Below are 21,452 nucleotides of genomic sequence, written 5' to 3' on the forward strand. Positions count from 1 at the left end.
AAATCGGAGTTTAGAGGAACAGCCCGGGGCCGGGGCGGGTACCTTCGGGGAATCTGACGCCCACTTTCTGGATCTTGTTCCCGTCCATGACCGCGACGGTCCAGATCGTGCCGTGCCATTCGATCTGGTCGCCTACTACTGGAGCGCCTCCGACCTTTTGTCGGATGAACTGAGCCAGCGGCATCTTCGCGTCCAGGCCATCGAGTTTCAGGCCATAAAGTGCAGCCACCGCGCCCAGCTCGGCATCGCCTTCGAGTACGAAGTCGCCGAAGAACCGCAGGTCCAGGCCGCGTTGCGGTGCTTGGCTGAACAGCTTGCCCAGCGCCGGCAGGTTATGTTCGTGGCCGATCACGCAAAGCATGTCGCCGACCTCCAGCACGGTGCTGCCCGACGGGTGCAGCAGCTGTTCGCCACGGAACAAGGCGGCGATCCGCGTGCCCTCGGGCATCTTTAGCTCGCGCAGGGCGGCGCCGATGCACCATTTTTCGGCGCCCAGACGGTAGACGAACAGCTCCCATTCGCTGGTGACGTGCACTTCGAGCGCGGAGCGGGAAATCGGTGCCGGGTCCGGCGGGACCGTGACCTTCAGCAGCTTGGCCATCCACGGCAGGCTGGTGCCTTGTACCAACAGCGACACCAGCACGATGAAGAACGCCAGGTTGAAGAACAGCTGGGCCTGGGGCAGGCCGGCCATCAGCGGGAACACCGCCAGGATGATTGGCACCGCGCCGCGCAGGCCGACCCAGCTGATGAAACCTTTCTCGCGACCATGGAAGGCCTTGAACGGCAGCAAGGCGGCGACCACCGACAGCGGCCGGGCCACCAGGATCATCCACAGTGCCAGGCCCAGGGCGGGCAGGGCGATGGGCAGCAGGTCGTGGGGCGTGACCAGCAGGCCGAGCACCAGGAACATGCCGATCTGCGCCAGCCAGGCCATGCCGTCGAGCATGTGCAGGATACCGTGACGGCTGCGGATCGGCCGGTTGCCCAGCACCAGCCCGCACAGGTATACGGCGAGGAAACCGCTGCCGTGCAGGGCGTTGGTCAGGGAGAACACCACCAGGCCGCCGGCCACCACCAGGATCGGGTACAGGCCGCCGGCCAGGTTGATACGATTGACCAGTTGCAGCATCAGCCAGCCGCCGCCCAGGCCCATCAGGCCGCCAATGCCGAACTCGCGCAGCAGGTGGGTGAGCAGGCTCCAGTGCAGGCCGGCCTGGCCGCTGGCGATCATGTCGATCAGGGTCACGGTGAGGAACACCGCCATCGGGTCGTTGCTGCCCGATTCGATTTCCAGGGTGGCGGTGACCCGTTCGTTAAGCCCCTTGCCGCCCAGCAGCGAGAACACCGCCGCGGCGTCGGTGGAGCCGACGATGGCGCCGATCAGCAGGCCTTGGATCAGGCTCAGGTCGAACAGCCAGGCGGCGACCATGCCGGTCAGCCCGGTGGTGATCAACACGCCCACCGTGGCCAGCGACAGCGCCGGCCACAGCGCCACGCGGAAGCTCGCCACCCGGGTGCGCAGGCCGCCGTCGAGCAGGATGACCGCAAGCGCCAGGTTGCCCACCAGGTAGGCGGTCGGGTAATTGTTGAAGATGATGCCGCCACCGTCCACGCCCGCGACCATGCCGACGGCGAGGATGATGACCAGGATGGGGATGCCCAGGCGCGAGGACAGCGAGCTGACCAGGATACTTGCGCCCACCAGCAATGCGCCGATCAGGAACAGGCTGTTGATGGTGCTTGCATCCAAAGGCAGGTACTCCGGGACAGCGGGAAAGGAACTTGCAACTGTGAACTAGCAGGTCGCGTGCCAATCGATTCTAACCTGATGAATTGGCAGGCTGTAAAGCGTTTCTGCAGATGTAGAAAAGGCACCTCGAAAGGTGCCTTTTCTTGTGTGGTCAGTGCTGGCCCTTCGCGGATGAATCCGCTCCTACAAGGTGCTACGCGTTTGTAGGAGCGGATTTATCCGCGATTGAGTCGGCGCAGGTCAGGCCTGCTTCACTTCACGCATCGGCTTGCCCTTCACCGGTGCATCACCCGCCACGTAGTACTTGGCGGTGCTGCGCGGCAGCGGCTTGCGGCCACGGATCTTGTCCGAGATCTTCTCGGCGATCATGATCGTGGTCGCGTTGAGGTTGCCGGTGATGATCAGTGGCATGATCGAGGCGTCGACCACTCGCAGGCCCTGCATGCCGTGCACGCGACCCTCGCCGTCGACCACCGCCATCTCGTCGGTGCCCATCTTGCACGAGCAGGACGGGTGGAATGCGGTTTCGGCGTGCTCGCGGATGAATTTGTCCAGCTCTTCATCGGTCTGCACGTGCGCGCCCGGGCTGATCTCGCGGCCGCGGTACGGATCCAGCGCTGGCTGGGCCATGATTTCGCGGGTCAGGCGGATGCCGTCGCGGAATTCCTGCCAGTCCTGCTCGGTGGACATGTAGTTGAACAGGATGCTTGGGTGCTGGCGTGGGTCTTTCGACTTGGCCTGGATCCGACCACGGGCAGGTGAGCGCATGGAGCCCATGTGGGCCTGGAAGCCGTGCTCTTTCACACCGTTCGAGCCGTTGTAGTTAATCGCTACCGGCAGGAAATGGTACTGGATGTTCGGCCACTTGAATTCAGGACGGGTGCGGATGAAGCCGCCGGCCTCGAACTGGTTGCTGGCGCCGATGCCGGTGCCATTGAACAGCCACTCTGCACCGATGGCCGGTTGGTTCCACCACAGCAGCGACGGATACAGCGACACCGGTTGGGTGCAGGCGTACTGCAGGTAAAGTTCAAGGTGGTCCTGCAGGTTCTCGCCGACGCCCGGCAGGTCGTGGACCACCGGGATATCGAGGCTTTCCAGCAGCGCGCGCGGGCCGACGCCGGAACGCTGCAGCAGCTGCGGCGAGGCGATGGCGCCGGAGGATACGATGACTTCCTTGCGCGCGCGGGCTTCGACGCGCTCTTCGCTGTCACCGACCAGGTAGGTCACGCCAATGGCGCGCTTGCCATCGAACAATACACGGTCGCTGAGGGCGTGGGTGACGATGGTCAGGTTCGGACGCTTCTTGGCCTGGTCCAGGTAGCCGCGGGCAGTGCTGGAGCGACGGCCGTTCTTGGTCACCGAACGGTCCATCGGGCCGAAACCTTCCTGCTGGTAGCCGTTGAGGTCTTCGGTGCGCGGGTAGCCGGCCTGCACGCCGGCTTCGACCATGGCGTGGAACAGCGGGTTGTTGCCGGCTTTCGGCGTGGCCACGCTGACCGGGCCTTCGCCGCCGTGGTAGTCGTTCGGGCCGATGTCGCGGGTTTCGGCTTTACGGAAGTACGGCAGGCAGTCCAGGTAGGTCCAGTCCTCGAGGCCCGGCAGTTCAGCCCAGCCGTCGAAGTCCATGGCGTTGCCGCGGATGTAGCACATGCCGTTGATCAGCGAGGAGCCACCCAGGCCCTTGCCGCGGCCACATTCCATGCGGCGGCCGTCCATGTGCGGCTCCGGATCGGTCTCGTAGGCCCAGTTGTAGCGACGGCCCTGCAGGGGGAAGGCCAGGGCGGCTGGCATCTGGGTGCGGAAGTCGAAGCGGTAGTCCGGGCCGCCGGCTTCGAGCAGAAGGACGGTGACGCTGGCGTCTTCGGTCAGGCGGGTGGCCAGGGTGTTACCGGCCGAACCGGCACCGACGATGATGTAATCGAATTCTTGGGACATTGAAGTACCCTCGTTGGCAGTTGTCAGGGAGCGGAAACGCCCGCGCTCAAGGGCGCGGGCGTGGCGGGACCAGGTTTAGAAAACCGAGTTGTAGCCGCCCAGCTCGACCTGAACCGACTTGATGCGAGTGTATTGCGCCAGCGAGCTGACACCGTTTTCACGGCCGACGCCCGACTGCTTGTAACCGCCAACCGGCATTTCGGCCGGCGACTCGCCCCAGGCGTTGATCCAGCAGATACCGGCTTCGAGCTTGTGGATGATGCGGTGGGCGCGGCTGATGTCGTTGGTGCAGACACCGGCGGCCAAGCCGTATTCGGTGTCGTTGGCGCGACGGATGACTTCTTCCTCGGTCTCGTAGCTGAGGATGCTCATCACTGGGCCGAAGATCTCTTCCTTGACGATGGTCATGTCGTCGGTGCAGTCGGTGAACACGGTCGGGGCGACGAACGCGCCCTTGGCGAAGTCGCCGTTCAGTAGGCGCTCACCGCCGCAGAGGACGCGGGCGCCTTCTTCTTTACCCTTGGCGATGTAGGACAGTACGCTTTCCATGTGCTGGAAGCTGACCAGCGGGCCGAAGTTGGTGTTCTCGTCTTCCGGGTTGCCGGCACGGATACGAGCGACGCGCTCGGCGATCTTGGCTTCGAAGGCGGCTTTCATCGCGGCAGGGATGAACACGCGGGTGCCGTTGGTGCAGACCTGACCGGAGCTGTAGAAGTTGGCCATCATGGCGATGTCGGCGGCCTTGTCCAGGTCGGCGTCGTCGCAGATGATCAGCGGCGACTTGCCGCCCAGTTCCATGGTGACTTCCTTGAGCGACGAGCTCGAGGCGCTGGCCATGACTTTCTTGCCGGTGGTGGTGCCACCGGTGAAGGAGACTTTCTCGATGCGCGGGTGCTCGGTCAGCCAGGTGCCGACTTCGCGACCGCTGCCGGTCAGGACGTTGAACACGCCGTTCGGCAGGCCGGCTTCGGTGAAGATCTCGGCCAGTTTCAGGGTGGTCAGCGAGGTGACTTCCGACGGCTTGAAGATCATCGCGTTGCCGGCGGCCAGGGCCGGGGCGGATTTCCACAGGGCGATCTGGATCGGGTAGTTCCAGGCGCCGATACCGACGGTCACGCCCAGCGGCTCGCGGCGGGTGTAGACGAAGGACGATTCGCGCAGGGGGATCTGCTCACCTTCGATGGCCGGTACCAGGCCTGCGTAGTACTCCAGCACGTCGGCGCCGGTGACGATGTCGACGTAGCGGGTTTCGGAGTACGACTTGCCGGTGTCCAGGGTTTCCAGCATGGCCAGCTCGTCGTTGCGCTCGCGCAGGATGTCGACGGCGCGGCGCAGGATGCGCGAACGCTGCATGGCGGTCATGGCGGCCCAGACTTTCTGGCCACGCTCGGCGCTTTCGACGGCCTTCTCGACGTCAGCTTGAGTTGCGCGCTGCACGTGGGCGAGGACTTCGCCGGTAGCTGGGTTGATGGCTTCGAAGGTGGCATCGCTGCCGGCGTCGACGTAAGCGCCATCGATGTAGAGTTTTTGCGTTCCGAAACGGGCCATAGTGTCCTCGCAAGTGCAGTGTGTGGTTGGCTGCCGCGTCACGCTCCTGCCGGCTGGCTGGTCGCTGCGCGCGGCTGTTCAGCGGCCTGGTCGTTCGTGCCCAGGGTCTGCTGCTTAGCCAGTTGTAGATCCATGTATTCGTAAGCGATGCGTATTGCCTGCTCGGTGTCGAATGCGTCACCCGACAGGGCGCCACGCAGCCACAGGCCGTCGATCAACGCTGCCAGGCCGCGGGCAGCCTTGCGCGCATGGTAGAGCGGCAGGGCGCGGCGGAACTGGCAGCACAGGTTGGAATACAGGCGGTGGTCGTTGATCCGCTGCAACCTGTGCAAAGACGGCTGGTGCATGCTGGAGGCCCAGAAGGCCAGCCAGGTTTTCATAGCCGGGCCATTCACCTGGCTCGCATCGAAGTTGCCTTCGATGATCACCTTCAGGTGGGCGCGCGGGCTGTCGTCCGTGAGGGCCTGACGACGCGCGATCACACCCTCGTTGAGCATGTTCATGATGTAGCGCATCGTCGCTGCGATCAGGCCGTTCTTGTCCTGAAAGTAGTGACTGATGATGCCGTTCGACACACCGGCCAAACGGGCAATCAGCGCAATGCTGGCATCTCCCAGTCCGACCTGATCGACCGCCTGCAAGGTGGCTTCGATCAACTGCTGGCGGCGGATGGGTTGCATACCGACCTTGGGCATCTTGCTCTCTCCTCAGGCCTGCGGGCAGACGACAAGCGGCTACCTCGGCGAAGACCAGTCTATTTTGTTTTGATTGAACGTTCAATCAATAAAGAATAAGCTCTGCGACAATTTGTGCCATTGACAGTTTTTCGGACGGTCACAGAAGCACGAATCGACACCCCAGGAAATCGCGTAACCCCCGGAATACAAGGCGTTGCCGGGCATGAGCGATGCGAAAGACAGATTTTGCCGAGCAGTCACGGGCTGCGCGGCCGGCCCTTTGGAGCGGGCCAGGTGGCTGTGGCGAATGCGCGCACCTCCTCAGGGAGAGCAAGATTTGCCACAGGCGACCGGTCTGATTTTTTTGCAACGTTTCTATTCGGGATCACGGTTTCCAGGGTGCTTTTATAACACCTGACGCAGTAGGGCTATTGCACCAATTGCGTGGGAAATAACTGTTTAGCCTCCACTGCCGCACTGCCCGGAGCATTCGTGCAATGAGTTCTGCCTCCCTGACAAAGCCCCCCGCCGAGCGGGTACGGGTCAATCGCGTGGTGTTCTACACCTCGGCGCTGATGATCCTCGTTCTGACTGCCTTGCTGATCGCTGTACCCGAAGCCGCCGGCCAGGTGCTGGGCGTCGCCCAGAAATGGCTGACCCGCACCTTTGGCTGGTACTACATGCTGGTCATCTGTGGTTACCTACTGTTCGTCGTCTACCTGGCCTTCTCCGACTTCGGCAAGCTCAAGCTGGGCGGCAAGGACGACACCCCGGACTTCAGCTACGGCGCCTGGGCCGGCATGCTGTTCTCCTCTGGTATCGGTATCTCGCTGCTGTACTTCGGTGCCTCCGAGCCGCTGGATCACTACTTCAACCCGCCGGAAGGCACGCCTGCCAGCCTCGAGGCCGCGCGCCAAGGCTTGCAACTGACTTTCCTGCACTGGGGCCTGCACGGCTGGGCGATCTACGCCTTGGTCGGCCTTGCCGTGGGTTACTTCGCCTACCGCCATAACCAGCCATTGGCACTGCGCTCGGCGTTGTATCCGCTGGTCGGCGAGCGTTGGGTCAAGGGCGGTGCCGGCCATGCCGTGGACATCTTCGGCATGTTCGTCACCCTGCTGGGCCTCGTGACCAACCTGGGTATCGGCTCGATGCAGGTGGCCTCGGGCCTGGAATACCTGTTCGGCATGGACCACAGCAAGACCAACCTGCTGGTGGTGATCCTGGTCATGGCCGGCGTAGCCACCGTGGCCGCGGTGTCGGGCGTGGAGAATGGCATCCGCCGCCTGTCCAACCTGAACATCCTGCTGTTCAGCGGCCTGCTGATCTTCGTGCTGCTGGCCGGCAATACCCTGCACCTGCTCAACGGCTTCGTGCAGAACATCGGTGACTACCTCAACGGCGTCGTGCTGAAGACCTTCGACCTGTATGTGTATGAAGGCGACAACGACAAGTCCGAGCGCTGGCTGGGCCTGTGGACCGTGTTCTACTGGGCCTGGTGGATCTCCTGGGGCCCGTTCGTCGGCATGTTCATTGCCCGTATCTCCAAGGGCCGGACCGTGCGTCAGCTGGTCAGCGGCGTGCTGCTGATCCCGCTGGGCTTCACCCTGGCCTGGCTGTCGATCTTCGGCAACACCGCGCTGGACCTGGTGATCAACCAAGGCGCGGTGGAACTGGGCAAGACCGCGCTCGAACAGCCATCGATGTCTATCTACCAGCTGCTGGAATTCTTCCCGGCCGCCAAGATCGTCATCGGCCTGGCAGTGTTCGTCGGCTTCGTGCTGTTCCTCACCCCCGCCGACTCCGGCGCGGTGATGATGGCCAACCTGTCGTGCAAAGGCGGCAAGGTCGACGAAGACGCCCCGCACTGGATGGTGGTGTTCTGGTCGGTGGTCATCACCCTGGTCACCATCGGCCTGCTGTTCGCCGGTAACTTCGAAGCCATGCAGACCATGGTGGTACTGGCCGGCCTGCCGTTCTCGGTGGTCCTGGTGCTGTTCATGTTCGGCCTGATGAAGGCGATGAAGCAGGACGTCGCGGTCGAGAGCGAGCGCGCCGAACTGGCCGCCCGTGGTCGCCGCGGTTTCAGCGAGCGTCTCAGCCAGCTGGACCTGCAGCCGACCCAGGCCGTGGTGCAGCGGTTCATGGACAAACAGGTCAGCCCGGCGCTGAAAGAAGCCGCCGAGCAGCTGCGTACCCTGGGCTTCGAGGTCGAGACCCGGGTAGGCCAGTCGCGCAACATGATGGGCCTGCGTGTGATGATGGAAGAGGGCAACCCCTTCGTCTACGAGGCCAGCCTGGATGGCTACCTGGCCGCGCCGAGCGAGGCGCCGGTCGAGGGCGAGCCGGAAGTGCAGCAGCGCTTCTACCGCGCCGAGGTGTACCTGCACGACGGCAGCCAGGAGTACGACCTGATGGGCTTCACCCGCGAGCAGATCGTGCGTGATGTGCTTGATCAGTTCGAAAGCCACCGCCAGTTGCTGGGACGTGTGTACAGCTGATATCGGCTGATATCAGGCAAGGGCCCGGTTCGTGAGAGCCGGGCCCTTTTTGTTTTCGTTGTCAGTGGGTGGCTGCCTCCAGGAGGTTCTCCCGAGGCACAGGGGATCATTGTTTTCTGAGAGGGCTCGCATTCGTGTAGCGGCCTTGCCTGCCGTGGGCGGGCATGGCCTGGTTACCGCGTTCGGCGATCATCTGTCGCAGGCTGATCAACTCGATCCCCTGGCTCTTGAGCCGGGGAATCTCTTGCGCCAGGACGCTCAGTGTCTGCGGATATGGGTGCCCAATCAGTACCGCCGAACCCTGCTTGCGGGCCACCTCGATACCAAGACGCAGTTGCCCGGCAATGGCCTCGTTCGTTCGTACGTCGTCAAGAAAAACATCCCGCGAGAGATGCGCCAACCCTAGCGCCTGGGCCTCTGCCGCCGCCACCGTCGCCGCACTGGTGCGGCTGTCGACGAAGAACAGATGGCGGCGTTGCAGTTCACCCATCAACCACGTCATGGGCTCGCGCTGGGCGGTCATGCGGCTGCCCATGTGGTTGTTGATGCCGGCGGCGTAGGGCACCTTGACCAGGGCGGCATCCAGGCGCCGGGCCAGTTCGTCGAGGGCGATGCCTGGGTGCCAGGCGTAGGGCCCGGTGGCAGGGTCCATGGGCATGTGCAGGATCACCGTGCGCCCAGCCTTGTGGGCCTGGTGGGCGAAGTCGGTGGCGTGCGGGGTGTCGGGCATGATCGCCATGGTCACCGGGCCGGGCAGGGCGAGCGTACGGCTGTCGCGTTCGCTGCTCTGGCCCAGGTCGTCGATGATGATGCTCATGTAGGCCTTGGCCGGGGCCGCTTGTGCAACGCCGGCCAGCAGGCAGAACAGCAGGGACAGCAGATAACGCATGGCGGGTATCAGTCACCCTTGGTGATGTTCAGGCCCTTGAGCAGGCTGAGGGCCTGGCTGAGCTGGAAGTCGTTGTCCTGTGGGCGATCCTTGCGCTTGGTACTGCCGGTCGGTCGGTCGGCGCCGCCGTTGCCGTTGCCCAGGTGACCCTGCAGGTCGGCTTCCTTGAAGTTGTCGTTGTCGGCTTCGGCGGTCAGCTTGGCCGGGCGCACTTCGATGTCCGGGACGATGCCCTGGGCCTGGATCGAGCGGCCATTGGGGGTAAAGTACAGAGCGGTGGTGAGCTTCAGCGCACGGTCGTTGGCCAACGGCAGTACGGTCTGCACCGAGCCCTTGCCGAAACTGTCGGTGCCCATCAGTACGGCGCGCTTCTGGTCCTGCAGGGCGCCGGCGACGATCTCCGAGGCCGAGGCGCTGCCGCCGTTGATCAATACCACCAGTGGCACGCCTTCGCTGGCATCGGCCGGGTCGGCGGAGTAGCGCAGTTCGGAATTGGCGATGCGGCCCTTGGTGTAGACGATCAGGCCTTTGGTGAGGAAGTGGTCGGCCACTTCGACCGCCGACTGCAGCACGCCGCCGGGGTTGTTGCGCAGGTCGAGGACCACGCCGCGCAGCTTCTTGCCGTTGTCCTTGCGCAGCTTGGCCAGGGCCTTGCCCACCTCGTCGCCGGTCTTGACCTGGAACTGGGTGATGCGGATGTAGCCGTAGTCGTTCTCCAGCAACTGGCTCTTGACGCTCTTGACCTGGATCACCGCCCGGGCCAGCGTCACGTCGAACGGCGTGCCGCCGTCGCGCACCAGGGTGAGGGTGATCTTCTCGCCGATCTTGCCGCGCATCTTGTCCACGGCCTCGGTCATGGTCTGGCCACGGGTCGGCGCGCCGTTGATCTTGACGATCAGGTCGCCGGCCTCGATGCCGGCGCGGGAGGCCGGTGTGTCGTCGATGGGCGAGACAACCTTGACGAAGCCGTCCTCCATGCCGACCTCTATGCCCAGTCCGCCGAACTCACCGCTGGTGCTTTCCTGCAGCTCCTGGAAGTCTTCGGGGCCGAGGTAGGCCGAGTGTGGGTCGAGGTTGCTGAGCATGCCCTTGATGGCGTTTTCCAGCAGGGTCTTGTCGTCGACCGGTTCCACATAAGCCGCCTTGATGCGGTCCATGACCTCGGCGAAAGTACGCAGCTCCTCCAGCGGCAAGGGTGCCTTGGCGGTCACCTCGGTGGCCGGCACCGCGGCCTGCTTGGCCCCTGGCTTGGCCGGTTCGGCGGCAATGGCCAACGGCGCGCCGATGACCAGGGCGATGGTCAGGGCCAGCTGGGTGAGACGAGGCGAGTGCAGCATGTCGAACGAACTCCTGATCCTGTTGGTGCTCCCAGCGGGAGCATCGGCGCCGCCGTTTCGTGGATGGCGCCGTAAAAGTAGCACTAACTAACCTCGGCACCATTGCGCGGGGTCGGTGGGCTGGCCCTGCTGGCGAATCGCGAAGTACAGGCCGGCGCTGTCCTGGCCACCACTGTCGCCGACCGTGGAAATGGCCTCGCCGGCCTTGACGATGTCGCCGGCGCTCTTGAGCAGGCTCTGGTTGTGGCCGTACAGGCTCAGGTAGCCATTGCCATGGTCGAGAATGACCAGAAGTCCAGCGCCGCGCAACCAGTCGGCGAACACCACCCGCCCGCCATGCACGGCGCGTACCTGGGTGCCCGCACTGGCGCTGATCATCACCCCGTCCCACTTGGCCCGCGCATCACCGCCGCGGGTGTCACCGAAGCGTGCCAGCAATCGACCATTGACCGGCCATGGAAGTTTTCCCCGTGCCGAAGAAAATGCGCCGCCATAGCTGGCCGTGTCGCTGGAAACCACCGGGCCCAAGGTAGTCCGGGCCTTCTTTGGGGCTTCCTCGGGTTCCTGGCTGCGGCGCGCGGCGGCCAAAGCCTGCGCCTTACGGCGTTTCTCTTCTTCCTGTTTGGCCAGCAGTGCCCGCTGACGTGCCTCTTCGGCCTCGCGTGCCTGGCGGGCGAGGGTTTCCTCAATGGTCTTGAGCACCTTGCTCAGGTCGGCCTGGTCCTGCTCGCGGCTCTGAAGTTTCTGGTCGCGCTCCTTCATGTCGTTGCTGAGCTTGGCCAGCACCTGTTGGCGCTTGTCGCGTTCGGCGACAAGGGCCAGACGCTGAGTGTCGAGCTCGGCACGTTGTGCCAGCAACTGCTGCTGGTGGCCGGCGATGTCCTGCTCGACGTTGGCCAACTGGCGCAAGGTCTCGTTGAAGGTGCGCAACTGGTCCATGCGCGCTTTGCTGAGATAGTCGTAATAGGTGAGGGTACGGGCGAACTTCTCGGGATTCTGCTGGTTCAGCAGCAGCTTGAGGTATTCCTCGCGACCGTTGTTCTGGTAGGCCGAACGGGCCTGGATGGCAATCAGGCGTTGCTGTTCAACGCGGGCGCTCTGGAGTTTTTTTTTCTCGTGGTCAAGGCGCTCCAGCTCGCCCTCGGTCTTTTTTAGTTCTTGCTGCAGAGCCTCCACCTGTTTCTCGAGGTTGCCGATATCGGTCTCGGTGGCCTTGAGGTCTTTCTGCACGCCGGACTTTTCCTCTTGGAGCTTGCCCAGCATCTTTTTCAGCTCGGCGATGTCCTGGCGGGTGGCGTCCAGCTGTTGTTGGGTCTGCGCGCGCTCATCGGCAGCGAAGGCCGGAGCAAGCAGGCATGACAGGGCGAGTAGGAACAGGGCGCGGAGCATGGGGTTGGGCGTACCAGGGATGGAGACTGGCCTAGTATGCCCGCGCAGCCGTGCAAAAAAAACGCCCAGCGGCGTGTGCGGCGGGGCGTTGGTCTGGAATTCAACTGTTTTGGGGGCCGCAAGGCAGCCCCGCTACATCGATCAGGCGTCGATCAGGATCGAGGTGCCGGTCATCTCCGCCGGTTTTTCCAGCCCCAGCAGCTCGAGCATGGTCGGCGCCACGTCTGCCAGTACACCGCCGTCACGGACCTTCACGTGACGCTTGCCGACATAGATGAACGGCACCGGCTCGGTGGTATGGGCGGTGTGCGCCTGGCCGGTGCATTCGTCTTCCATCTGCTCGACGTTGCCGTGGTCGGCGGTGATAAGCGCTTCGCCGCCGACCTTGTCCAGCGCCTCGACGATGCGACCGACGCAACCGTCCAGCGCCTCCACGGCCTTGACCGCGGCATCGAACACGCCGGTGTGGCCGACCATGTCGCCGTTGGCGTAGTTGACCACGATCACGTCATAACGCTGCTGCTCGATGGCCTCGACGATACGATCGGTGACTTCAGGGGCGCTCATTTCCGGCTGCAGGTCGTAGGTGGCGACCTTCGGCGACGGGATCAGGATGCGTTCTTCGCCTTCGAACGGCTCTTCGCGCCCGCCCGAGAAGAAGAAAGTGACATGGGCGTACTTCTCGGTTTCGGCGATGCGCAGCTGGGTCTTGCCGTTCTTCGCCAGGTACTCGCCGAGCACGTTGTTCAGGCTGGCCGGGGCGAAAGCCGCCGGGGCCGGGATCTTCGCCGAGTACTGGGTCAGGCCGATGTAGGCCGCCAGCTTGGGCAGGCGCGCGCGCGGGAATTCGTTGAAATCGGGCTCGACGAACACGCGTGACAGCTCGCGGGCGCGGTCGGCACGGAAGTTCATGAAGATCACGGCGTCGCCGTCTTCGACCTTGACCGCCTCGCCAATGCGCGTGGCCTTGACGAACTCGTCGCTCTCGTCGCGGGCGTAGGCGGCTTCAAGGCCGGCCACGGCGGTCGCTGCGGTGAATTCGGCGGCGCTGTCGACGATCAGATTGTAGGCGGCGCTGACGCGGTCCCAGCGGTTGTCGCGGTCCATCGCATAGTAGCGGCCGATCAGGCTGGCGATGCGGCCCTTGCCGAGCTTGGCGAAGGTGGCGTCGAGCAGCTCGATGGACGATTGCGCGCTGCGCGGCGGCGTGTCGCGGCCGTCAAGGAAGGCATGCAGGTAGATCTTTTCGGCGCCACGTTGCGCGGCCAGTTCGGCCATGGCCACCAGGTGGTCCTGGTGGCTGTGCACGCCACCGTCGGAGAGCAGGCCGAGGATGTGCACGGCCTTGCCGGCACCCACGGCCTTGTCCACTGCGCCGGTGAGCACCGGGTTTTCGAAGAAGTCGCCGTCGCGGATGGCCTTGGTCACCCGGGTGAAGTCCTGGTACACCACGCGGCCGGCGCCGAGGTTCATGTGACCGACTTCCGAGTTGCCCATCTGCCCGTCGGGCAGCCCCACGTCCATGCCGGAGCCGGAGATCAGACCATGCGGCTGGGTGGCGCGCAGGCGGTCGTAGACCGGCGTGTTGGCGGCGAAGATGGCGTTGTATTCGGGGCTTTCGCTGTGACCGAAGCCATCCAGGATGATCAGGACCAGGGGTTTAGGCGTACTCGTCATCAATCAAACTCACGGTTGTTCAAAGATGATAAAGACACGCATTTTAGGGCAAATCCGCCAGCGACGGCGAATATTCCTCCCTTTGCCCGACCAGCGCGGTCAGGCATGCAACATGAAGGCGTGTTTGCCGCCAGCCCGGTGGGCTTTGGCGGTCATGGGGGGCTGTGTATACTGGCCGCCATTTTCAATCGCCTGGAACACCCCTGATGGTTGCTCACCTGATTCAATTCGCGACAGATCACTTCATCCTGGTGGCCATTTTCGTCGTCCTGCTGGTCCTGCTGCTGGTCAATGAAGTCCGCCGTGGCGGCCAGAGCCTGAGCAACGGCCAGCTGACCGCCCTGGTCAACGCCGACAAGGCCGTGGTGATCGATATCCGTACTGCCAAGGAATACTCGGCCGGGCATATCGTCGGTGCACTGAGCATGCCGCAGGACAAAGTGGCCGGCCGCATGACCGAGCTGGAAAAACACAAAGACAAGACCCTGATCGTCGTCGACGCGATGGGCCAGCAGTCCGGTACCCTGTGCCGCGAACTGCTCAAGGCTGGTTACACCGCCGCCAAGCTCAGCGGTGGCGTTTCCAGCTGGAAAGCCGATAACCTGCCCCTGGTGAAGTGATATGAAGCCCGTCATCGTCTATTCCAGCGACTACTGCCCCTACTGCATGCGCGCCAAGTACCTGCTCGAGAGCAAGGGCGTGGCGTTCGAGGAGATCAAGGTCGACGGTAAACCCCAGGTTCGCGCCGAAATGAGCCAGAAGGCCGGCCGTACCTCGGTGCCGCAGATCTGGATCGGCAGCACGCACGTCGGTGGATGCGATGACCTCTATGCCCTGGAGCGCGCGGGCAAGCTCGACGCGCTGCTGGCGGCCTGATTCGCACTGCATTCAAGAACATTAGGAAAAGGATCTGCCATGACTGACCAACAGAACAACGGCGCTGGTGCTGAAGAAACCGCACCACAATTCTCCCTGCAGCGCATCTACGTGCGCGATCTGTCGTTCGAGGCTCCGAAAAGCCCGCAGATCTTCCGCCAGCAGTGGGAGCCGAGCGTATCGCTGGACCTGAACACCCGCCAGAAAGCCCTGGAAGGCGACTTCCACGAAGTGGTGCTGACCCTGTCGGTGACCGTCAAGAACGGTGACGAAGTGGCGTTCATCGCCGAAGTGCAACAGGCCGGCATCTTCCTGATCGCCAACCTCGATGCCGCTTCGATGAGCCACACCCTCGGCGCGTTCTGCCCGAACATCCTGTTCCCGTACGCCCGCGAGACCCTGGACAGCCTGGTGACCCGTGGTTCGTTCCCGGCGCTGATGCTGTCGCCGGTCAACTTCGACGCCCTGTACGCGCAAGAGATGCAGCGCATGCAGGAAGCCGGTGAAGTGCCGACCGTGCAGTAATTTCTGCCGGTAAAGCAAAAGGCGACCTTCGTGGTCGCCTTTTTCATGCCTTGCTGGTGATCGGGCCCGAGCGGCAAGCGCATCAGCTTCCGGCAAACCCCTGCTGGCGCCACGCCTCGTACACCGTCACCGCCACGGTATTGGACAGGTTCAAGCTCCGGCACCCCGGCCGCATCGGCAGGCGCAGGCGTTGTTCGGCAGGCAGGCTGTCCAGCACCTCGGCCGGCAGGCCACGACTTTCAGGCCCGAACAGGAAGGCGTCACCGGGCTGGTACTCGACCTCATGAAACGGGTGCGAGCCTTTGGTGGTGAACGCGAACAGCCGAGGCTGATTCAGGCTTTCCAGGCATTCGGCCAGGCTTTGGTGGCGCTGTAGCGTGGCATACTCGTGGTAGTCCAACCCTGCCCGGCGCAAGCGCTTGTCGTCCAGTTCGAAGCTGATGGGCTCGATCAGGTGCAGGGCGCAGCCGCTGTTGGCGCACAGGCGGATGATGTTGCCGGTATTCGGCGGAATTTCTGGTTGAAAAAGGATGACGTGAAACATGCACGGCTCCAAGCGTGAAGATGACGAGCATTCTACCCCCGAACCCGACCCGCGTTCGAAGGCCTGGCCGCGGGTGCTGCTTTCGCTGGCGATCTTCGGCATGCTCGTGGGCCTGATGATCGGCCGGCTGACGGCGCCCGAGGAGCGGGTGCTGGAGCAGGTCGAGGTGGTCCAGGGCGGGCTGGACCTGTGGTTCAACGAAGAGCCGCAACTGCATGGCGAGAATGTCGAGGGTACCGTGGCCGTGGTGTTCCAGGCCGAGGGCAACGCCGCGCGGGGCCAGTTGATGTTGCAGGACAAGCCGGTGGGCTGGCGTTTGCAGAAGAGCGAGAAAGGCTTGCTGTTGACGCTCGTCGCTGCGCGCCCCCTGCGCGGCGAATGGGCCGGCGCGCAGGAGGCGGGGCGTTGGCGGGTGCAGGTCAGGCTGCACGAATAAAAGAGGGGATATCCCGGCCTGCCTGTACCAGGGTCCCCGAAACTGGAGATGTCTGGGTTAATGCAGGTGTCGTGCCAGTTTTATCGGTATGGAAAAACAGGGGTTAGCCGGTATCTACAGCGGTCTTGGTGGATTATTTGCCTCGTCACGGTGCAAGGGGCACGTAATCGGTGCATGCACCGCTCGTGGGGCCAGCCCGTTCCCACGACATCAATGGCGTGGGAGCGGGCTGGCCTCACGATTCGTTGCAACGTTTGGATTCAGTGCTCTTCCGCCTCGTCCTCATCCCCTCCGGCGATATTCATCCCCAGCTCCTTGATCTTGCGCGTCAGGGTATTGCGTCCCCAGCCCAGCAACAGCGCCGCATCGCGACGTCGCCCAGCGGTGTGCTTGAGCGCGGTTTCGATCATGATCCGCTCGAAGCTGGGCACGGCGCTATCCAGCAGGTTGGTCTGGCCGCGGGCAAGGGCCTGGTCGGCCCACTGGCGCAGGGCCTGTTCCCAGTTGGTCACCGGCGCGGCGTCCTGGGGCAGGTTGAGCAGTTCCGGCGGCAGGTCACCGATCAGCACTTCGCGGCTGGAGGCCATCACGGTGATCCAGCGGCAGGTATTCTCCAGCTGGCGCACGTTGCCCGGCCAGGGCAGGTTGCGGATGAATTCCTCGGTCTCCGGCTTGAGCAGCTTGGGCTCCACCGCCAACTCCTGGGCGGCGCGGCCGAGGAAATGGCGGGCCAGCGCCGGGATGTCCTCGCGCCGGTCGGCCAGGCGCGGGATATGGATGCGGATCACGTTGAGGCGGTGGAACAGGTCCTCACGAAACTTGCCGGCCTGCACCAGGGATTCTAGGTTTTGGTGAGTGGCGGCGATGATGCGCACGTCCACCTTCACCGGCACATGGCCGCCGACCCGGTAGAACTCGCCGTCGGCCAGCACTCGCAGCAGGCGGGTCTGGGTGTCGGCGGGCATGTCGCCGATCTCGTCGAGGAACAGTGTGCCGCCGTCGGCCTGCTCGAAACGCCCGCGACGCAGGTTGGCGGCGCCGGTGAAGGCGCCCTTTTCGTGGCCGAACAGTTCGGACTCCATCAGGTCCTTGGGGATCGCCGCCATGTTCAGGGCAATGAACGGCGATGCCGCACGCGGGCTGTGGCGATGCAGGGCATGGGCCACCAGCTCTTTGCCGGTCCCCGACTCACCATTGATCAGTACGGTGATGTTGGAATGGCTGAGGCGACCGATGGCGCGGAACACCTCCTGCATCGCCGGTGCCTCGCCGATGATCTCGGGGGTGCGGGCCAGCGCCTGGGGCACCTCAAGGGCCTGCTGTTCCTGAGCGTGCTGGTTGGCACGCTTGACCAGCGACACCGCTTCGTCGACATCGAACGGCTTGGGCAGGTACTCGAAAGCACCGCCCTGATACGACGCCACGGCGCTGTCCAGGTCGGAATGGGCAGTCATGATGATCACGGGCAGCCCAGGGTGCTGTTCGCGGATCTGGGCGAGCAGGTCGAGACCGCTGGCGCCGGGCATACGGATATCCGAGATGATCACGTCCGGTTGCTGGCGGGCCAGGCGGCCCATGACACCATCGGCGCTGTCGAAGCTCTGGGTGGTCATGCCTTCCTGCTGCAGGGCCTTTTCCAGGACCCAGCGGATGGAACGATCATCATCGACGATCCAGACGGTTTCACTTCGGCTCATAGGGCGGTGGCTCCTTGTTCCAGGGGCAGGTAGATCGAGAACGTGGTGTGGCCGGCGTGGCTTTCACATTCGATCAGGCCCTGGTGCTGGCTGATGATGTTCTGGGTGATGGCCAGGCCCAGCCCGGTGCCGTCCGGGCGGCCGCTGACCATGGGATAGAAGAGCGTGTCCTGCAGTTCCGCGGGGATGCCGGGGCCGTTGTCGATGATCTCGATCCGCGCCACCAGGCGGTGGCGCACATGGCCGATGGTGAACTGGCGCACGGCGCGGCTGCGCAGGGTGATACGACCCAGGCGCAGTTCGTTCTGCCCGGCGATGGCCTGCATGGCGTTGCGCACGATGTTGAGTACGGCCTGGATCATCTGCTCACGGTCGATAAGTACGTCCGGCAGGCTCGGGTCGTAATCGCGCACCAGGGTGATGCCGCCCTGGCTCTCCGCCTCGACCAGACTGCACACCCGCTCAAGCACTTCGTGGATGTTGGTCATGGATAACGACGGCAGCTTGTTCGAGCCGAGCATGCGGTCGACCAGATTACGCAGGCGGTCGGCCTCTTCGATGATCACATTTGTGTAGTCGCGCAAGCCATCCTCGGGCAGCTCGCGGGCCAGCAACTGCGCCGCGCCGCGAATACCGCCGAGGGGGTTCTTGATTTCGTGGGCAAGGCCGCGCACCAGCATCTTGGTGGTCTCCTGCTTGCTCAGCTGGGCCTCCTCCTTGGTGATGCGCAGCAGGCGGTCACGCGGGTGCACTTCCAGCAGCAGCAGGGTCTGGCCCTGGTGCAGGATGGGCGTGACGGCGTAGTCGACGGTGATGCTCTGGCCGGTCAGCGAGGTCAGCTGGGCTTCGCGCTTGGTGAACGGGTGCGCCTGCTCCACCGCCTGGCGCAGCGAGTTGAGTGCCTCGGCCGATTCGGTGAACAGCTCGCTGATGAACTGGCCATGGCTGCGCTGGCCACTGACGGCCAGAAGCATTTCCGCAGCGGGGTTCATGTACTCCAGGCGCAGTTCGGCATTGAGCAGGAGCGTAGCCGTGGTCAGGTTGTCCAGAAGCAGACGGTGCTGTGCATCGCTGATGGTCATAAGGCGTCGTTGACCTCTGTAGGCACTCTTTTGGCGCCCCGGCCAGACCTGGGGCGCGCACGGATGACGTGCAGGATGCATTGAAAATGCAAGATCCAAACCAAGGCTCCGAAAAGAAGCGGAATTTCCGGATAAAGTCGCGTATGCGCGCAAATTCGGCACACAAAGTCTTGGTTAAACGATTCTTACGACCCAAACTGGGATGCCTGCCGAGGCGCTCGGCCTAGTCATGCACCATTATGGAGCATAGGGTGCTCAGGTGTTTTTGCACAGTTGGCCGGTGGCGCGGATGAGTGCGAGGTGTCGCGTGGCTTCGTGGGTGCGTCGCTGAAGTGCGTCGGCCAGATACCCGGGGCAGTTGATCGAGGCGCTTTGGTCGAAGCGGGCAAGGGCCACCAGGAGTTGCGCCTGAAGGCGGTCCAATGTGGGGCGCACATCTTGGCCAAGATCGCGTCGAGGACGGTCCGGTGCCTGCCGTTTCCGGTGCCAGCTGTCTAGCAGGTAATATTGGAGCAGTTTACTGGCCTCGATCTGGTCAGCGAAGAATGCTTCGGCGCGTGCGGGGTCCAGTTGGTAGGCAGTTGCGGCCTGGCGTGCACTGGTCAGGACCTGTCGCTCGCGTTCAACGGCCTGCACCGGTTGCCCTCGGTCCCATTTGTGCAGGGCGACCGCTTCGGCAAGGTCAAGGCGGCGCTCGATGGCGTCGAGCAAGGTTTCAAGGTTCGCAGTGGACGGCGCCGCGGTGCTGCAACCAGACAGTGCGAGGCAGCAAGTGAAGGCGAGGTGGGTGGTGCGCATGGCGATCTCCTGAATTGGTGGAGAGTCGAGTGTCGCAGTGCTGCCAAATACGGCTGTAAGCCTAGTCCGATGATGCCGATGCAAAAATGGAAACGGCCTCCCGAGGGAGGCCGTCCTGATGTCACCGACGCGAGGCGCCGATCAGATCAGCAGCTGTAGTACAGCTCGTATTCCAGCGGGTGCACGAAGGTGCGGACCTTGATCTCTTCTTCGCTCTTCAGCTCGATGAAGGCATCGATGAAGTCGTCGGAGAACACGCCGCCCTTGGTCAGGAACGCACGGCCTTTGTCCAGCTCTTCCAGGGCTTCCTTCAGGCTGCCACAGACTTGCGGGATTTCCTTGGCCTCTTCAGGCGGCAGGTCGTAAAGGTTCTTGTCGGCGGCATCGCCTGGGTGGATCTTGTTTTGGATGCCATCCAGGCCTGCCATCAGCAGGGCCGCGAAGGCGAGGTACGGGTTGGCCGACGGGTCCGGGAAGCGCGCTTCGATACGACGGGCTTTCGGGCTGCCGACGTAAGGAATACGGATCGAGGCGGAACGGTTGCGCGCCGAGTAGGCCAGCATCACCGGAGCTTCGAAACCTGGGACCAGACGCTTGTAGGAGTTGGTCGACGGGTTGGTGAAGCCGTTCAGGGCCTTGCCGTGCTTGATGATGCCGCCGATGAAGTACAGGGCGGTATCGGACAGGCCGGCATAGCCTTCGCCGGAGAAGGTGTTCTTGCCGTCTTTCCAGATCGACATGTGCACGTGCATGCCCGAGCCGTTGTCGCCGTACAGAGGCTTGGGCATGAAGGTGGCGGTACGGCCATAGGCGTCGGCAACGTTGTGCACGACGTATTTCAGAGCCTGTACTTCGTCAGCTTTCTTCACCAGGGTGTTGAACTTGACGCCGATTTCGTTCTGGCCGGCAGTCGCCACTTCATGGTGGTGAACTTCGACGGTCTGGCCCATTTCTTCCAGTGCGTTGCACATGGCGGTGCGGATTTCGTGGTCGTGGTCGAACGGCGGAACCGGGAAGTAGCCGCCTTTCACGCCCGGGCGGTGGCCTTTGTTGCCGCCTTCCACGTCAGCGCCAGTCATCCACGAGCCTTGCTCGGAGAAGATCTTGAACATCGAGCCGGAGATGTCCGAATGGAACTTCACTTCGTCGAAGATGAAGAACTCAGGCTCTGGGCCTGCGAACACGGTGTCACCGATGCCGGTGCTCTTCAGGTACTCTTCGGCGCGCTTGGCGATGCCGCGCGGGTCACGATCGTAGCCCTGCATGCTCGACGGGTCGACGATGTCGCAGGTGATGATCAGGGTCGGTTCTTCGGTGAATGGGTCCAGCACGGCGGTTTCGTCGACCGGCATCAGGATCATGTCGGAGGCTTCGATGCCTTTCCAGCCAGCGATGGAGGAGCCGTCGAACATCTTGCCGACTTCGAAGAAGTCTTCATCCAGGCCATCGCGCGCTGGCATGGTCACGTGATGCTGAATGCCTTTGGTGTCCGTGAAACGCAGATCAATCCACTTGACGTCATGATCTTTGATGAGTTGAACCGACTTCGACATGTTGTCCTCCGGATGGTCGAGGGCGCAGTTGGCCGCTGCCCTGGAAATAAGGGTGTCGCTGGGCGCGGATAGTCGGCCAAGCTTACCTGCCTCACAAGGGAGCAAATTGCATGCCAGTGCCCGAAAATGGCGAGGGTGGGATAAAAGGGGGCGTTGGCGGGCATTTGTCTAGGTGGCGCTGATGTAGAGCGCACCCATAAGATGCGCTTTTCAGAATTGCTGCACCATTATG

General features: G+C 63.4%; 18 protein-coding genes. 5 read left to right on the forward strand and 13 right to left on the reverse strand.

The window, feature by feature from the left end; translation table 11 throughout:
- Positions 1 to 10: 10 nt before the first annotated feature.
- The 4 genes from C3F42_RS19755 to betI form a co-directional block, all read right to left on the reverse strand.
- On the reverse strand, positions 11 to 1,753 hold the full coding sequence (locus C3F42_RS19755) for a potassium/proton antiporter (RefSeq protein ID WP_104444784.1): 1,743 nt from the start codon (positions 1,751 to 1,753) through the stop codon (positions 11 to 13).
- Positions 1,754 to 1,993: 240 nt separating this feature from the next.
- Entirely contained in the window at positions 1,994 to 3,691 is a 1,698-nt protein-coding gene (betA, locus tag C3F42_RS19760; protein ID WP_023630708.1) for a choline dehydrogenase, read from the reverse strand.
- A gap of 75 nt (positions 3,692 to 3,766) precedes the next feature.
- Positions 3,767 to 5,239: a betaine-aldehyde dehydrogenase gene (betB, locus tag C3F42_RS19765; RefSeq protein WP_038706946.1), complete on the reverse strand. Its 1,473-nt coding sequence runs from the start codon at positions 5,237 to 5,239 to the stop codon at positions 3,767 to 3,769.
- A 38-nt stretch (positions 5,240 to 5,277) separates the two neighbouring features.
- A complete protein-coding gene (gene betI / locus C3F42_RS19770) occupies positions 5,278 to 5,934 on the reverse strand; it encodes a transcriptional regulator BetI (protein ID WP_023630707.1) in 657 nt (218 codons plus the stop codon).
- 557 nt (positions 5,935 to 6,491) lie between these two features.
- On the opposite strand from betI, the gene C3F42_RS19775 reads away from it, so the two are divergent.
- Positions 6,492 to 8,417: a BCCT family transporter gene (locus tag C3F42_RS19775; RefSeq protein WP_371920597.1), complete on the forward strand. Its 1,926-nt coding sequence runs from the start codon at positions 6,492 to 6,494 to the stop codon at positions 8,415 to 8,417.
- Between the two features lie 106 nt (positions 8,418 to 8,523).
- Here the strand turns inward: C3F42_RS19775 and C3F42_RS19780 are convergent, their stop codons facing one another.
- The 4 genes from C3F42_RS19780 to gpmI form a co-directional block, all read right to left on the reverse strand.
- On the reverse strand, positions 8,524 to 9,306 hold the full coding sequence (locus tag C3F42_RS19780; protein ID WP_094011039.1) for a divergent polysaccharide deacetylase family protein: 783 nt from the start codon (positions 9,304 to 9,306) through the stop codon (positions 8,524 to 8,526).
- Between the two features lie 8 nt (positions 9,307 to 9,314).
- The gene (locus C3F42_RS19785) at positions 9,315 to 10,643 is read right to left on the reverse strand and encodes a S41 family peptidase (protein WP_023628824.1); all 1,329 of its coding nucleotides are present in this window, start codon (positions 10,641 to 10,643) and stop codon (positions 9,315 to 9,317) included.
- A gap of 87 nt (positions 10,644 to 10,730) precedes the next feature.
- On the reverse strand, positions 10,731 to 12,032 hold the full coding sequence (locus tag C3F42_RS19790) for a murein hydrolase activator EnvC (protein WP_094011040.1): 1,302 nt from the start codon (positions 12,030 to 12,032) through the stop codon (positions 10,731 to 10,733).
- 141 nt (positions 12,033 to 12,173) lie between these two features.
- On the reverse strand, positions 12,174 to 13,709 hold the full coding sequence (gene gpmI, locus C3F42_RS19795; protein WP_038706944.1) for a 2,3-bisphosphoglycerate-independent phosphoglycerate mutase: 1,536 nt from the start codon (positions 13,707 to 13,709) through the stop codon (positions 12,174 to 12,176).
- 206 nt (positions 13,710 to 13,915) lie between these two features.
- Here gpmI and C3F42_RS19800 point away from each other — a divergent pair, with 206 nt between their 5' ends.
- From C3F42_RS19800 to secB, 3 genes are read left to right on the forward strand one after another with little or no spacing between them, the layout of a single operon-like run.
- Positions 13,916 to 14,329 (forward strand): rhodanese-like domain-containing protein, encoded by a 414-nt coding sequence (locus C3F42_RS19800; protein WP_023628822.1) that lies wholly within the window; start codon positions 13,916 to 13,918, stop codon positions 14,327 to 14,329.
- Between the two features lies 1 nt (position 14,330).
- Complete coding sequence (grxC, locus tag C3F42_RS19805) at positions 14,331 to 14,585, forward strand: glutaredoxin 3 (protein WP_003249204.1); 255 nt, start codon at positions 14,331 to 14,333, stop codon at positions 14,583 to 14,585.
- Between the two features lie 39 nt (positions 14,586 to 14,624).
- Positions 14,625 to 15,110: a protein-export chaperone SecB gene (gene secB, locus C3F42_RS19810; protein WP_023628821.1), complete on the forward strand. Its 486-nt coding sequence runs from the start codon at positions 14,625 to 14,627 to the stop codon at positions 15,108 to 15,110.
- A gap of 82 nt (positions 15,111 to 15,192) precedes the next feature.
- On the opposite strand, the gene trmL is transcribed toward secB, so the two are convergent.
- A complete protein-coding gene (gene trmL, locus C3F42_RS19815; protein WP_031314454.1) occupies positions 15,193 to 15,654 on the reverse strand; it encodes a tRNA (uridine(34)/cytosine(34)/5-carboxymethylaminomethyluridine(34)-2'-O)-methyltransferase TrmL in 462 nt (153 codons plus the stop codon).
- On the opposite strand from trmL, the gene C3F42_RS19820 reads away from it, so the two are divergent.
- Positions 15,653 to 16,090, forward strand: a complete 438-nt coding sequence (locus C3F42_RS19820) for a hypothetical protein (protein ID WP_104444785.1) — start codon at positions 15,653 to 15,655, stop codon at positions 16,088 to 16,090. The genes trmL and C3F42_RS19820 overlap by 2 nt on opposite strands.
- Before the next feature lie 260 nt (positions 16,091 to 16,350).
- On the opposite strand, the gene ntrC is transcribed toward C3F42_RS19820, so the two are convergent.
- From ntrC to glnA, 4 genes are all read right to left on the reverse strand, one after another.
- Positions 16,351 to 17,787 (reverse strand): nitrogen regulation protein NR(I), encoded by a 1,437-nt coding sequence (gene ntrC / locus C3F42_RS19825; protein ID WP_023628818.1) that lies wholly within the window; start codon positions 17,785 to 17,787, stop codon positions 16,351 to 16,353.
- Positions 17,784 to 18,869, reverse strand: coding sequence for a nitrogen regulation protein NR(II) (gene glnL, locus C3F42_RS19830; protein ID WP_023628817.1), 1,086 nt, complete (start codon positions 18,867 to 18,869; stop codon positions 17,784 to 17,786). Before glnL ends, ntrC begins: the two co-directional genes overlap by 4 nt.
- 255 nt (positions 18,870 to 19,124) lie before the next feature.
- A complete protein-coding gene (locus C3F42_RS19835) occupies positions 19,125 to 19,667 on the reverse strand; it encodes a chorismate mutase (protein WP_104444786.1) in 543 nt (180 codons plus the stop codon).
- A gap of 146 nt (positions 19,668 to 19,813) precedes the next feature.
- Entirely contained in the window at positions 19,814 to 21,220 is a 1,407-nt protein-coding gene (glnA, locus tag C3F42_RS19840; RefSeq protein ID WP_023628815.1) for a type I glutamate--ammonia ligase, read from the reverse strand.
- Positions 21,221 to 21,452 lie beyond the last annotated feature (232 nt).

The sequence above is a fragment of the Pseudomonas sp. PONIH3 genome, from assembly GCF_002934345.1.
GTDB classification, from domain to species: domain Bacteria; phylum Pseudomonadota; class Gammaproteobacteria; order Pseudomonadales; family Pseudomonadaceae; genus Aquipseudomonas; species Aquipseudomonas soli.